This window comes from Geodermatophilus poikilotrophus (assembly GCF_900111455.1).
In the GTDB taxonomy this organism is placed as follows: domain Bacteria; phylum Actinomycetota; class Actinomycetes; order Mycobacteriales; family Geodermatophilaceae; genus Geodermatophilus; species Geodermatophilus poikilotrophus.
The window spans coordinates 69941-84503 of sequence record NZ_FOIE01000001.1; the positions used below are offsets into that span (position 1 = coordinate 69941).

8 protein-coding genes are annotated in these 14563 nt (G+C 73.6%); 6 read left to right on the plus strand and 2 right to left on the minus strand.

The window, feature by feature from the left end; genetic code table 11:
* The first annotated feature begins 1209 nt into the window (after window positions 1-1209).
* The 5 genes from BMW27_RS00340 to BMW27_RS00360 all read left to right on the plus strand — a co-directional run bounded on the left by BMW27_RS00340 (window position 1210) and on the right by BMW27_RS00360 (window position 9070).
* A complete protein-coding gene (locus tag BMW27_RS00340) occupies window positions 1210-2496 on the plus strand; it encodes a WS/DGAT domain-containing protein (protein ID WP_139206797.1) in 1287 nt (428 codons plus the stop codon).
* Window positions 2497-2742: 246 nt separating this feature from the next.
* Window positions 2743-4248 (plus strand): FAD-binding oxidoreductase, encoded by a 1506-nt coding sequence (locus BMW27_RS00345; RefSeq protein ID WP_139206798.1) that lies wholly within the window; start codon window positions 2743-2745, stop codon window positions 4246-4248.
* 54 nt (window positions 4249-4302) lie between these two features.
* A complete protein-coding gene (locus BMW27_RS00350; RefSeq protein WP_091437463.1) occupies window positions 4303-5907 on the plus strand; it encodes an FAD-dependent monooxygenase in 1605 nt (534 codons plus the stop codon).
* Between the two features lie 516 nt (window positions 5908-6423).
* A complete protein-coding gene (locus BMW27_RS00355) occupies window positions 6424-7680 on the plus strand; it encodes an alpha/beta hydrolase family protein (protein WP_091437468.1) in 1257 nt (418 codons plus the stop codon).
* A 754-nt stretch (window positions 7681-8434) separates the two neighbouring features.
* A complete protein-coding gene (locus BMW27_RS00360) occupies window positions 8435-9070 on the plus strand; it encodes a DUF3159 domain-containing protein (RefSeq protein WP_091437470.1) in 636 nt (211 codons plus the stop codon).
* A gap of 445 nt (window positions 9071-9515) precedes the next feature.
* On the opposite strand, the gene BMW27_RS00365 is transcribed toward BMW27_RS00360, so the two are convergent.
* Both BMW27_RS00365 and BMW27_RS24525 read right to left on the minus strand, forming a co-directional pair.
* Window positions 9516-12221 (minus strand): LuxR C-terminal-related transcriptional regulator, encoded by a 2706-nt coding sequence (locus BMW27_RS00365; RefSeq protein ID WP_091437473.1) that lies wholly within the window; start codon window positions 12219-12221, stop codon window positions 9516-9518.
* A 520-nt stretch (window positions 12222-12741) separates the two neighbouring features.
* Window positions 12742-13452, minus strand: a complete 711-nt coding sequence (locus tag BMW27_RS24525) for a tyrosine-type recombinase/integrase (protein WP_425431640.1) — start codon at window positions 13450-13452, stop codon at window positions 12742-12744.
* Between the two features lie 12 nt (window positions 13453-13464).
* On the opposite strand from BMW27_RS24525, the gene BMW27_RS00375 reads away from it, so the two are divergent.
* Window positions 13465-14013, plus strand: coding sequence for a TIGR03086 family metal-binding protein (locus BMW27_RS00375; protein WP_217637994.1), 549 nt, complete (start codon window positions 13465-13467; stop codon window positions 14011-14013).
* The last annotated feature ends 550 nt before the right edge of the window (window positions 14014-14563 follow it).

Genomic DNA, 14563 nt, shown 5'->3' on the forward strand with positions numbered 1-14563 from the left:
AGCTGCGGAAACGGACGTAGTTCAACAGCAAGAGCGGTGGTCCGGCCGGTCCCCCCGCTACTCAACCGGCTCCGGCACGGGTGCGATCCGAGGGAGACCGCTACTCGGCGGCGGCGGCCTCGAGTTCGTCGGCGTTTCTGCAACCGTCGACGAGCGTCGCTAATGCGGCCTGGCCGCTAAGGACGTCTGCTCATAGGAGTAGCGACGGAGGTCCGCCGAGCGGCACAGAGGGGCGTCGGCCCGACCAAGCGTGGAGCGGGTGACGGGAATCGAACCCGCATGGCCAGCTTGGCCAGCTGGAGATCGTCGTCATCGATGCTGGGCTCGGCTTCGACCGGCCGACCGGGTGTTCCCTCACTCGCGGGTGATGCTGTGTGCCAGCGTGTGTGCCGCCACGGGGCGTTCACAGTCGTCCGCAGCCATGCGCGGATGACCGCATCATCCGTTTGACCTGGGTGTCCGTACGACGGCGGACGACCGCGAACCCCACACCGGGGAACTGTCAGTTGCAGGGTAGGCAGGGAGGGAGGGGAAGGGACGGGAGCGCCGCACTATCCATGGCGGACGTGCGCTCTCAAGGCGCCGGGGGCTTATCCGCGTTGGCCGCGATCCAGATAACGCGAGCCATCCAGCCATGACCTTTCGAGACATCGTCACGCTCAGCACCAGAACGGTTGGCGACGCGAGGGCCGTGTTCGTACAGGTCAGGACCGCGGTTCTTGACCACCATTGGGGGGTCTGTTCAGGGCGTTCTCACCCGTTCGTCCGCGTTCTGTACACTGATTGACCTGCGCAAACGGACTTCGGCGGACGATGCTGCACACGCTGCCTACGCCTGGGGTCAAGGGGTCGCAGGTTCAAATCCTGTCAGCCCGACCGTGGAACCGCAGGTCAGGGACCGTGCTCGAAGAAGTCCGGAACGGCCCGTGACCGCTTCCCGAGGCGGTTCGACCCCCAATCTGACCACCATCAGGTCACCCTGAGGCCGTGCACGTTCGCCGTGTGGGTGCACAGCGTGTTCCTCGGTAACAAGCACGGAGCCCGGGCCATGCAGGCCGCCGGGCGGGGCGGGTCGATCGTCGACGGCCTCGGCGGCAGCGTTCAGCGGGGAGCCGGCCCGCAGGCGTACTGGGCCGCCAAGGCTGCGGTGCTCAACCTCGGTCGGGATCCCGCTTGTCGGCACCAGCCCGGCACCGGCAGGCTGCTGCCGTGGAGGTCTCGCTGACCGCCGAGGACCGGGCGATCCTCGCACTGGAGGATGCCCGGCTGGTCGGGCACACGGCCACGGTGGTCCACCTGCCGGCGGGCGCGCCGGACCTGCGGCAGCTCCGCGACGCGGTCACCTGCCGGCTGCCGGACGCGCCGCGGCTGACCTGGCGGCTGAGCGGGACGTCCGACGAGCCGGTGTGGCGCCCGGACGAGGTGGACGTCGCGGCGCACGTCCGGGCCGTCGACGCGGCCGGCCCGCTCGACGGGTCCGGACTGCGCACCGAGCTGGTCCGGCTGTTCGGGCAGCGCCTCGACCGGAGCCGGCCGCTGTGGCGGATGGATGTGGTCGGCCCGGTGGCGGGCGGGGGTGCGGTCCTGGTGTGGCGGGTGCACCACGCCCTGGCCGACGGCGGAACGGTGATGCGCCTGGCCGAGGACGTGCTCTGGGACCCGGCGCCGGCCAGCGCAGGCCCGGGCGGGCGCGGCTCCCGGACCGCGGCGGCGGGCACCCCGGGCCGGGACCCGGGGCGCTCCTCCCTGGCCGGCGTGCTCACCGGTGAACTCCTCCCCGGGCTGCGGCGCTCGCCGTTCGACGCGGAGGTGGGGCGCGAGCGCGAGGTCGCCCTCGCCGTAACCCCGGTGTCGGCTCTGCGCGAGGCCGCCGGCAGGCTGGCCGGCGCGACGGTGAACGACGCCGTGCTCGCGGTGGTGGCAGGTGCGCTGCGCCGGTGGCTGGAGCACCGGCACGGGCCGCTCCACGAGCTGAGGGTCAAGGTGCCGGTGACCCTGCACCACGACGGCGATCAGGCCGGCAACCGCGACTCGTACTTCCGGGTGGACCTGCCGGTAGACGAGCCGGATCCCGTGGCCCGGCTGGCCGCCGTCCGCCGGGAGACGGCGCAGCGGAAGGCCCGCCACGACGCCCAGGAACTGGACGAGCTCGCGGACCGGATGGCCCGGTTCTCGCCGCGCCTGGCGAACTGGTCGCAGCGGTTGCAGCGCTGCGGGCGGTCGTTCGCGCTCAACGTGTCCAACGTGCGCGGCCCCGACCGGGCGGTCACCGTGCTCGACGCGCCGGTCGCCGCCGTCCAGCCGCTCGTCGAGGTCGCGCAGCACCACGCGCTACGCGTAGCGGTGCTGTCGGTCGCCGACCGGCTGGGCTTCGGGCTGGTCGCCGACCCGTCGGTGGTCGGGGACCTCGACCTGCTCGCCGAGGCGGTGGAGCGCGGGGCAGCCGAGCTCTTGTGCGCCGAACGGGAGGGTGGCGCGGGCGGACCTTCCGGGTGAGCCCGGACGGGGCCTGCGGCTCGTCCACCCCGGCTGCCGGGGCGATTGCAGCCCGTTGGGCCGGGAGCCTCGACCGTCTCTCGCACCGGGCCCGCCGCGGGCCCCGACCTCGACAGGAGGACGATCACGTCCACCAACTCCGCCTCTCTCGACGGCGTCTTCTCCGACCGGAGCCACCTGCCGGGCACGGCCGGTTATGACGCAGCGCGCGACGGGTTCGACCTGTCCGCGATCCCCGCCCCCGACGTGGCGGTCTCGGCGACCGACGAGGCCGACGTGGCCGCCGCGGTGCGGTTCGCGGCCGGCCGCGGGCTGCCCGTCGCCGTCCGGGCGACCGGCCACGGCCCCGTCCCCGGCGTCGATCAGGGGCTGCTGATCGACACCCGGGCACTGTCGACGGTGACGGTCGACCCGGAACGCCGCACCGCCACCGTCGGCGCGGGTGTTCCGTGGGCCCGTGTGCTGGAGAAGTGCGCACCCCTCGGGCTGGTCCCGCTGTGCGGGTCCTCGCCGGACGTCGGCGTCGCGGCGTACACGCTCGGCGGGGGCCTGGGTCCGCTGGGTCGGCGGCACGGCTGGGCGGCCGACCACGCCCGGCGGGTGCGGCTGGTCACCGCCGACGGTGAGGCGCGGGAGATCACCGCGGACACCGAACCGGAGCTGTTCTGGGCGGTCCGGGGCGGCGGCGGCAACTTCGGGGTCGCGACCGAGCTCGAGTTCGACCTCATGCCCGCCGACGCCCTCTACGGCGGCGGGCTCTACCTGCCGGGGGAGTCGGCGTCGGAACTGCTCGCCGCCTTCGGCCGGTGCACGGCCACCGCGCCGGACGAGCTGAGCCTCTCGGTCGCCTTCCTGACCTTCCCCGACGTCGATGCGGTCCCCGCGCCGGTGCGCGGCCGGTTCGTGGCCCACCTGCGGGTGACCCACCTCGGGCCCGCCGAGGGGGCGGAGCGGCTGATCGCGCCGTTGCGCGCGGTCGCGGTACCGCTGCTGGACACGGTGCGCCCGCTCTCGATCGACCAACTCGGCACGGTCCACGGTGATCCCACCCGGCCGCAGCCGGTCAGCTGTGGTGGGGCGGTCCTGCCGCGCTGGGACGAGGGGGTGATCGACGTCCTGCTCGCCGAGATCGGCGCGACCACGCCGCACATGCTGGAGCTGCGGCACTTGGGCGGCGCGCTCGCCCGTCCGCTGGCAATGCCGGACGCGGTCGGCCACCGCGACGCGGGGTTCAACCTCTTCACCTCCGCCTACCCCGGCGCTGGCTTCAGCGGGGCCATGGCGATGCAGAACGAGCTGTACCGTCGGCTGCTGCCCTGGAGCGGCGGACGGGCGGTCTACAACTTCACAGCGCGCCCCGACGGCCGACCCGCCGACGCCCGCGGCGCCTTTGAAGCTCCCGTCCTCAGCAGGCTCCAGGCCGTCAAGGCGGCATGGGACCCGCAGGACCTGTTTCGCTTCACGGTCACGATCCCGCCGGCCGGGACCACCAACCGGGCCGACAGTGACTCACCGCGGACCGGCACCGCACCCTCCCGGGCTCCGCATGAGGCAGGCCATGGCCCCTCGTCCGTGCCAGTGGGCGGGGGAACCCAGTACGTCGGCGCTGTCCCTGCACACCCACGACGCCACGCTGGACCACATCCACGGGGCCCGCGCCGGCACGTACGCCGAGCCGCTGGCCGAGAACCTCGACCGCGGGCAGGGGGTCGCCCTGCGGCGGGCCACGACGCCGACCCCAACGTCCGATGAACGCACACCAGGTGGCACGGGACGGCCTAACGCACCGCGACAGGAGAGACGACCATGACCACGACGGATGAGGTGCTGGTGGTGGGGGCCGGCCCGGTGGGGCTCACGGCCGCCTGCCAGTTGGCCCGCCATGGCGTGCCCGTACGCGTCATCGACACCCTTGAGCAGCCGACCACCGAGTCGCGCGCGGTGGGCGTGCACGCCCGCAGCATGGAGATGCTCGCCGCCCTGGGGGTCCTGCCCCGGCTGCAGGCACGGGGCCGGCGCATCGGCGCGCTGGCCATGCTCGACGGCCGCACCGGTGCCACCCGGGCCCGCCTCGACGTCACCGGCGTACCGAGCCGCCACCCCTACGTCCTCGACGTCGCCCAGCCCGACACCGAGGCCGTCCTGGCCGAACGGGCCGGCGAGCTCGGCATCGTCGTCGAACGCGGCGTCACGCTCACCGCGCTCGCCCAGGACGCCGACGGCGTCGACGTCACCCTCCGCTCCCGCGCCGGGGAGGAGACCGCGCGCGTCGGCTGGGTCGTCGGCGCCGACGGCGGCCACAGCACCACCCGCGCCCTCGCCGGCACGAAGCTGGAGGGCGGGTTCCACGGCCAGCACTTCGCCATGGCCGACGTCGACGTCGACACGACGTGGTCGCCGGACACCATCCGCATGTTCACCCACCCCGATGGCATGGGGATCCTGTTCCCGCTGGCCGGGAGCCGCGCCCGGATCATGTTCCTCGTCGACGACCCCGGTGCCGGTGCGCCCGACCCCACCCTGGAGCAGATCCAGGCCCTCGCCGACGCGCGCATGGGCGGCGGCGTGACGGTGCGCAACCCGCGCTGGCTCGCGTACTTCGAGGTCCACCACGCCCAGGTCCCGCAGTACCGTCTCGGGCGCGTCCTGCTCGCGGGCGACGCCGCCCACATCCACAGCCCGGCCGGCGCCCAGGGCATGAACACCGGCATCCAGGACGCCGCCAACCTCGCCTGGAAGCTCGCCCTCGTGGCCTACCGCCGGGCGGCCCCGGAGCTGCTGGACACCTATCAGGACGAACGCCACCCCGTCGGAGCCATGGTCGTCCGGGACACGACGACGCTGACCGACGTTGGCACCGCCACTGGTCCCGAGGCTGCGATCCGCAATTGCGTCCTGTTCCTCGTCGGCCACCTCCCACGGCTCGCCGACACCGGCGCCGCGACGATGGCCGAGACGACGATCCGCTACCGCGATAGCGTCCTCTCGGTGCAGCACGGCGCCCACCACCGCGGCGCGAGCCGGACGGGAGACCATGCACCCGACCCCGACGGCCTGCTCCGCCCCGACGGCACCCCGGTGACCGTGGAGGACCTGCTGACCCGACCCGGCATGCTGCTGCTGGTCCGGAGCGACGACTCCGACACGCTCGACGAGCTGCGCGACACCCTCGGCGACCTCGGCACGGTGATCCGAGTCGTGTACGGCGACGACGGGGCGACCGAGGACTGCGTGGTCGACCCGGACGACGTGATCGGTCGGGCGTACGGCCTGGGCGCAGCGGGATCCGCGGGGTTCGCCCTGATCCGCCCGGACGGGTACCTCGGCCTCGTGGCGGACTCGGCCGACGCCGGCGTGCTGCGCACCTATCTGGCCGACGCGCTGCGCATCACGCAGCTGTCGACGATCTGACCAGCCCAGCCGGCCGTCGCGGGCCGGCTGGGCGCCTGCGCCTGTCGATCGGTGTGACGACCGCCGACCGCTCACGGTGGCCGGACCCACCCCGGGAGTTGATCGTCCTGGAACCGGACGCGGCGGAGGGCAGCCGGCCGCCGGCGCGGCCGTGAGGGCGGCCCGGGCGGTGGTCGCGGCTGCGGGCGGGGGTGGGTCGCAGGCGCCCGGCACCGTCAGCCGCGGGGCTGGGGACGAAGGGCCCGGACCACCGACGGAGGAGTGGCAACGGTCGCGTTCGCCGCCACGGTCGTGACCCCGTGGGGACCGGCGCCGCGTCGTCGAGCCCCGGCACACGGTCGTCGGTGCGTAAGCCGCCGATCCGCACCGCGCGTGTAACCGGCGGGGCGGTCGCCGCGCGAGCGGTGGCCTGGGGCGAGGGGTACCTGGGCGGGTGCCGTCTGTCAGATGGCGGATGTCCGCGAGACCCCCGGCTGCGAGGCTCGGCTCCCGAGCAGCTCGAGCCGAGGAGGACGCATGACCGCGCAGCAGACGGTCCCGACCACCGCGACCGGTTCCCACGTGCTGGAGGAGGGATTCTTCGCCAGCCAGAGCTTCGACTACGGGATACGCATCACACTCGGCGCCACTGCCTACGGGGTGGGTGACGTCGGAACGGTGCTGGCGACCGCGGCGCGGATCACCGACGGCGACTGGGCGAGCTGGTTCTCGGCGTGGACGGATCGGGCCGACCAGCTCGCGGCACTCGCTGTGCAGCACCGCCAGGCGGGCGACCTCCGGGGAGCGAGCTGGGCCTTTCTCGCGGCGGCCGACGCCTGGTCCCGCTCGCTCGATGCCGTCGACGGCCTGCCGGCCGAGCAGGCCGAGGCCGTTCTGCTGCCGACGTTCCGCAAGGGACGCGACTGCTGGGAGGCGTGGATCGACTGCGCGGGCTCCCGGTACGTGCGGGTCGACGTCCCGTACGAGGACACCACCCTGCCCGGGTACCTGCTACGGCCCGACGCCTCCGGTAGGGCGCGGCCGACCCTGGTGATCACCAACGGCAGCGACGGCCCGATCACCGACATGTGGTGGGCCGGCGCGGCGGAGGCCCTGGACCGCGGCTGGAACGCGTTCGTCTACGACGGCCCGGGGCAGCAGTCGATGCTCTTCGAGCGGGGGACGACCTTCCGTCCGGACTGGGAGGCGGTGCTGACCCCGGTGGTGGACGCCCTCGTCGGGCGCCCAGACGTCGACGCCGCCGCCCTCACAGCCTCCGGGATCAGCCAGGCCGGGTACTGGGTGCCGCGTGCGTTGGCGTTCGAGCACAGGTTCGTCGCGGCGGTCGCCGATCCAGGGGTCGTCGACGTGTCGACGTCCTGGGTGGAGTACCTGCCGGCCGAGATGCTCCAGCTGCTCGACGCCGGCCGCAAGGACGACTTCGACCGGTACATGGCCCAGGCGGGCGGGGATCCGGAGACGGGGCGCACCTTCGCCTACCGGGCCCGTCCCTACGGGGCGAGCAGCCCGTTCGACCTGTTCACCGAGGTCCGCCGCTACCAGCTGCGGGACGTGGCGGAGCGGATCCGGACCCCGCTGCTGATCACCGAACCCGAGGACGAGCAGTTCTGGCCCGGGCAGTCCGAGCAACTGGCCCGGCTGCTCACCGCACCGCACGAGGTGGCCCGCTTCGGCGTGGTGGACGGCGCCAACTGGCACTGCCAGCCGCTGGGGCGGCGGCTGACCGCGCTGCGCGCGTTCGAGTGGCTGGAGGCCCACCTGCCGAGCCGCTGACGTCCAGGCCGCGATCCGTGCTTCCCGGCCTGTACCGAACCCGGGTTCCTACAGTGCCGTGGGTGTCCTGCTGGACCGGCTGGCCGCCGATGCCCTCGTCGCCGGCGACGTGGTGCGCCGCGCGAGTGGGGACGACCGCGGCCTGCGGCACGGCCTCGCGATCGCCGCGCAGCTGCTGGCGCCCCGCCGGACGGCACCCACCCGGTTGACTTCGCTCGCACAGGTGGACGCCTGGTGCCAGGCCGGGCCGGTCCTGTCGTGCGTCGACGACGCCCACCGGCTGGACAACGCGTCGATCGGCCTGCCCCGCCGCCTGGCGTGGGCCAGCCGCTCTACTCCCTCCGCGGTTTCGGGACCCTGCCACGTCCTCCCACCCGTGGACCCGCTGGACGTCGGGGAGCTCGTGCGCGAGCGGCTGGGCGCATGGCGCTCTGCGGACCCTCTCCGCCGTTCTCGACCGAGCCGCGGCGACCCGCTCTTCGTCCTCCTGCTGTGGGGGACCCGTAGACCCGGGGCCTGCCCGTCCGGTCGGGTCGCGACCGGATCGCCGTGTCGAGCGACGCGGGTACCGTCCCAGCATCTGTACGCCTCGCCGCGGACGGTCCAGAGCCACGTCCCGCACATCCTCGCCAAAGCTCGACCTTCGCTCCCGGATGGGGATCGCCGCGCAGTGCGCCGATGTCGCTCCCGCCTGGACCGAACATCGGCACGATGGCGGATGTCTGCTCGGTGGCGGCTTCCTAGCGTCGCTGCCATGAAGCCACTGTCCTTCGTCCTCGACTTCCTCCCGTGGATCGTCTTCACGGTCGTGGCGCGTCGTTCGGCCGCGGACGCCGTAGCGTGGAGCGCGCTGCTCGCGGTCGTCCTCACAGCCGTCCTGTTGATCAGGGCCAGGCAGCGGGGCGACCCCACGACGCTGAACGCCGTGTCCCTCGGCATCTTCGGGGTGATCGCCGTCCTCGGGTTCGTCGGCGGCCCTCCGGTCGACGACTGGCTCTACACCTGGGGTCGGCCCCTCGTGGGCGTGGTCCTCGGCGTGTACGTCCTGGCCACAGCCTCGGCGCGCCCCTTCACCGAGCAGTACGCCCGGCAGTCGACCCCGCGTCAGTACTGGGGATCACCGACGTTCCACTCCATCAACCGGGTCATCAGCGCGGCCTGGGGACTCGGCCTGGTCGTCATAGGGGGGTGCTCTCTGCTCCTCACGGCCCTCGACCAGCAGCACACCACCTTCTCCTCGGTCCACCTCGTGGAGCTGCTCCTCAACTGGGTGATCCCGATCGCGGTCATCTGGGGACTGGTGAAGTTCACGGCTGCCTACCCCGACCACGTCACCGGAAGGGAGCAGACGGTCCCGACGCCGGCGCAGGACCACGACCGCAGGACGTGACCCGTGTCGGGGGACCCGGCGTACCAGGACGGGGGTGATGTCGGCTGCCGGCTCACACGACCTGTCGGCCGCAGGACGGGCCTGACCGCGAGTTCGTCGGGCGTCGGCGCTGGGGCGACCGCAATGCGGGCAGCACCTCCGTGGCGACCAGGCGGTCCGAGCGCTCCCGCACGGCGGGGTCGATGTCGCGGGACCGATGGGGTCGACGGCGGCTCCCGGCCGGGGGGATGTCACCGGGAGCCGGTGACCCCCGGCGCCGGTGTCCCCGGTCGGTCAGCCCCATCGGGATGGGCACAGGGAGGCCGCGGTGGGGACCATCGACGGGGGTCTGCCTGCCCAGGCGGTCCGGCGTGCGGCGGCGCGACCGGCCGGACCGGGCACGCGGTCCCCGGGGGAGCAGGGTCGGTCAAGGCCCATGTCCGCGCCGTCGCCCGTCCGCTTGGGGTCAACGGTGCCGCGCCACCGTGGTGGCCAGCTCGACCCGGGAGCCGAGGCCGAGCTTGCGCAGGCTGTGCGAGATGTGGGTCTGCACAGTGCGGGGTGAGACGTAGAGCCGGGCGGCGATCTGCGGGCTGGTCAGCCCCCGCCCGACGAGCTTGGCGACCTGCAGTTCCGTGGGCGTGAGGCTGTTCCACCCCGACGACGGACGTCGCCGTCGGCCGGTCACACCCAGCCGGATCTCGTGCTCGCGCAGCCGGGCGGTCAGCCGTCGCTCGACGGTGGTGGCGCCGAGCAGGTCGGCCATGTTCGTGCACCGGGCCGCGCAACTGCGGGCCCGTTCGGTGTCTCCGCGGGCCGCGGCGGCCACGGCGGCCTCCTCCCAGGCACCGAGCTCACCGGGGACGTGCCCGCGCCCGGCGAACGCCGACGCGGCCGCCATCGCCCGGTCCGGGTCCCGCTCCGCGATCGCCCGGATCAGGTCGGTCGCCGGAGCCATGCCGGGCATCTCCTGGACGGGCGCCGCCGCGGAGTCGGCCGTGACACGGGCGAGCAGGTCGGTGTCCCCGACCTGCAGAGCGATGCGGGCGGTGTCCGGACCGGCGTACACCGCCCACACCAGGCGGCCGGAGCCAAGGGTCTCGATCCAGCTCCGCCGCGCCAGGGCGATGGCGCCGGCGAGGTCGCCACAGGCCTCGTGCAGCAGCATCTCCGCGTGTCCGACGGCCGGCAACCCGTACTGCTCGGGCAGCGCCCGCAGCTTCCACCGGGAGAGCCCCGTCGCGGCGGTGTCGAGCTCGCCGCGCCGCACCCGCATGCCGAGGCCGAGGCCGACCGCGCGGGAGAGCCATCCCGTCCCGGTGACTGCGGTCGCCTCGAGACCGGAGTCGAGAAAGGCGAGCGCGTCGTCCCAGCGGCCTGCGACGTATTCGATCGAAGCCGCGACGAACAGGTGGTACGGCAGTTGCCAGCCGCGCCCCGACTGCTGTGCCTGCCGGCGCAGCTCCATCGACCGTGCACGGGCGACCTCGATCCCGTCGGCGTACAGGGCGAACCACGGTGGCAGGACCGGAGCCGTCGGCCCGTCCGCCCAGTCCGGGGAGCCGGCGTCCACACGCGCGCGCACCGCGTCGTCGATCATGTGCAGGGCCCGGCGGCAGCGGCCCGACAGGAACAGGTTCACCGCGGCCGGCAGCAGTGCGGCGCCGCTGCTGCCTGTGGGGACCCCGTCCCCGACCGGCTCGCGTCCCCCGAGCACGACCACCCACCGGCGCAGCTGGGTCAGCGCCTCGCGGGCGCTGTCGGGGAGCTCGCCAGCCAGATGACGGTCGATCTCGCTGAGTGCGCCGGGGACGTCGGCGGTGCTCACGATGTGGTGCAGGCGAAGCCGCACGAGCCCCGCGCGCACCGCGGGATCGGACGTGCGGTCCAGGGCCTCACTCGCCACGTGCATCGCCTCCGCCATCCTGCCCGCCGTTGCCAGCACCCCCGTCCGGGCGAGGGCGATCCGGTCCTCCAGCTGCGTCCGCTCCGGGCCCGCGGGGAGCGCGGCCACCTGCTCCGCGGCGGTGGCGAGCAGATCGGCCGCTTGCGCAGGAGCGTGGGCGAGATCGGTCTCGGCGACCTGCAGCGCGACCTCCGCCTCCGATGTCGCGGACAGAGCCGCGGCGGCGGATTGCTGCAGCACCTGCGACGGGATCTCCCCGCCTGTCCGCAGCTCCGCCGCGCACGCCGCATGCAGCATCTTCCGCAGCGGAGGCTCGAGATCGGCATAGACGACGTCGCGGTAGAGGTCGTGCCGGAAGGCGAGCAGCCCGTCGTCGGTCCAGCGGGCCACACCCGAGCCGACGGCGGCCTGGATGGCGCCGAGCAGGGCGGCTGGTCTGCTGCCGGTCACCGCCGCGAGCTGGTCCGGCGCCGCGGGCCTGCCCCACACGGCCAGCACCTGCAACAGGTCCCGGGACGCCGGGTCGAGCATCGCCAGGTGCGTCCGCGCCCCGGCTTGCACCGACGCGGGCGTGTCGGCGGCGGTGGCCGAGGTGGTGAGCAGCTCTCGTCCGGCGTCGAGCAGCCCGCGCCGCTGCAGGTCATCGAGCATGACGCGCGCGTGGAACGGGTTGCCGCCGGTCACGGCGAGCAGCTCCTGGACCTGCAGGCCTGGTGGCGCGCCGTAGCGGGCGGTGACCAGGGTGTCCAGCTCCTCCGGGGCGAGCCCGCTGAGCTCCACCTCGTGCACATCGGGGCGGGCCGCCAGCACGGCCAGGCCCTCACGGACGGGCAGCGGCCGCCGCGTGAGCAGCAACGACAGCGGCAGGTACCGGGACATGTCGACGAGCCACCCGAGCAGGTCGAGCGAGTCCCCGTCGGCCTGGTGTAGATCGTCCGCGCACAACAGCACCGGGCCCTCGGCGCACAACCTCTCCGCCGCCCCCACCATCCGGTCCACGGTGTCCGGCCCCGGCGGGTAGACCGCCTCGACCCCCAGCAGGCCCGCGATCAGGCCGAACGGCCGGCTGCGGCTCATGTCGTCCGCTTCCACCCGGTGCACGGACGTCCCGGCACGGGCGAACCTGGCCGCCAGGAGGCCGACCGTCGTGGACTTCCCGATCCCTGGTAGCCCGGTGAGCAGGACTGCCCGATCCGCGTCCCCGCTCAGTCGCCGGAAGAGCTCGTCGACGACGGTGGCGTGAGCACGGGACGGTACGGGGGCCACCGCGGCAGGCTATTGGCCGCCTACCCGTCGCTCGTGCTCCTTGCGCATGGTCTCTGGTGCCGAGGAGGAACGCCCGGACGCCGGTGAGGAAGCGGTCCGGCGCCTCTGCGTCGCAGTCGGAGACCGAGGCCGGCCTGTGCGCACGGTCGGGGTCGTCGGGCGGCCCTCGACGGTGTCGTCGCCTCCGGCCCAGCCGCGGGACCACGTCACCGCGGTGCCGTGTCGGTGCTAGCAATCGACCTCGGAGAGCCGACTGGAGAAGTACTGGAGGATGTATCCGTCCTGCCAGCCCGGAGTGCATCAGGCATCCCCCGGGCTCAGCGCTGGAGTGCTGGGCACAGTGGACGACACTCCCGGGCGCAGGGGAGGACTACAGCAACCGTTACAGCAACGCGGTCCGAACGAGCCCGTACCCGGCCGAACGCCGGCGCACGCTGCAAGCTTGTGGCCTGCGCGAACAGCACGACCGCGGACGATCGCGAATCCCGCGAACGTGACTGGGGGTCAAGGGGTCGCAGGTTCAAATCCTGTCAGCCCGACAGTGCAGGTCAGGGGCCGTTTCCGGAGAGATCCGGAACGGCCCCTGACCGCTTTCGGGACGGTCCGACCACCATCGGCCGACCCTGAGTTCCCGCGACTGGCTGCTGCGAGCGCCGGGTCGAGACCGTGGTGACCCGTTGTGACAGGTCCGACGGTCACGGGGAGCGGCGGCCGCTCGGTGTCGTGGCGCGATGGACCATCGATCCAAGGCGTCGCCGAGCGTGTCCTTGGCTCGGCGGGCGACGTCGGGGGAGACGTGGCCGTAGGTGTCGCCGGTGATCGCGATCGACGAGTGGCCGAGGATGTCCGAGACGACCTCGAGCGGGACACCCCTGGTGAGCATCACGCTGGCCGCCGCGTGGCGGAGTGTGCAGCCCGGCGTGCGGACGGCCTGCCTTCGTCGCGGCGGCGCGCAGGGCCCGGAAGGCGTTGCGGGGATCGCACGGCTCCCCGAACGCGGTGGTGAGAACGGATCCGGTCCGCCGCCACGCCGCGCCGGCCAGCCGTCGTTCCTCTGCCTGGGCGGCGTGGACGCGGCGGAGCACCCGCTCGGCCGGCTCGGAGAAAGGTACCAAGCGCTCGGACCTGGCGGTCTCGGGCTCGGTGACCGTGAGCGATGTGCAGGGGGCTTGACGGGGAGCGCCGGGAGGTATAGACAACCATTCGGTTGATTAACCGGTCGGTTTAGCAAGAGGAGGGTGATGTGACGACAGCGCAGCGGTGGGAGGAGCTGTCGGCGGGGTTGACCCGCCGGATCGAGGGGGTGCCCGAGGGCCGCTGGGAGTCCCCGGCCCCGCCGGAGGGCTGGGTGGCGCGCGACGTCGTCCGGCACCTCGTGGAGTGGATGCCGGGGCTCCACTTCGGCAGCACCGGGCTGCCGGTGCCCGAGGCGCCGTCGGTCGACGAGGACCCGGCGGGGGCCTGGCGGGCGGTCGACCGCGCCGTCGCGGCGGTGCTTGCGGACCCGGAGCTCGGCAAGCTGCCCACCCGCACGGCGGCCGGCGAGATGACCCTCGAGGAGCTGGTGGCCATGACCGGCCTGATGGACCTGCTCGTGCACACCTGGGACCTCGCCCGGGCGACCGGGCAGGACGAGCGGCTCCCGCCGGACGAGGTGCACGACTTCCTCGTCGGCATCGAGCCGTGGGACGCGGCGCTGCGCGCGAGCGGGCAGTACGGCCCGCGGGTCGCCGTGCCGGACGACGCCGATGAGCAGACCCGGCTGCTGGCCTTCACCGGGCGGCAGCCGTGAAGGCGGTGACCGCCGCTGCCCCGGACACCGGGACGCTCGCGGACGCGACCCGCTCAGTGCGGAGTTCGCCGCGCTCGCCGACCCCACCCGGCGGGCCGTCTTCGCCCGGCTGACCCAGGGCGAGGCGTCGGTGGGGGCGCTGGCCCCGCCGTTCGCGATGAGCGGTCCGGCGATCAGCAAGCGCCCGCGGGTGCTGGAGCGCGGGAGCGGCGGCCATCTCGTCGGTACCTCCCCTCACGGTCATCGACGCCAACGCTGACCGGGCGCCAGCACGGCCACATGGCGCTGCGACGAGCACGCCACTCACCAGACGTTGCGGGAGTCCAGCTCGGCCCACCCCGCCGACAGGCAGCCCAGGTGAGGCGGCCGTGGGACCGGTCGCCAACCCCGCCGACGTACTTCCGCAACGACTTCTCAACGCTGCAAGTCACCCCCGGGCCCTTCTGAACTTCGTCGTAGCGGGATCCACCGCGGAGACACAGGCGCCGGGCTGGCCAGATCGCGCGAGCACGGCCGGAGCGGGTTCGGCTCACGGGATCCCGGCAGCGAC

Coding starts and splice junctions, on each gene's coding strand:
- BMW27_RS00350 (WP_091437463.1), top strand. CDS start 4,303: ATGACCACGACGGATGAGGTGCTGGTGGTGGGGGCCGGCCCGGTGGGG.
- BMW27_RS00355 (WP_091437468.1), top strand. CDS start 6,424: ATGACCGCGCAGCAGACGGTCCCGACCACCGCGACCGGTTCCCACGTG.
- BMW27_RS00360 (WP_091437470.1), top strand. CDS start 8,435: ATGAAGCCACTGTCCTTCGTCCTCGACTTCCTCCCGTGGATCGTCTTC.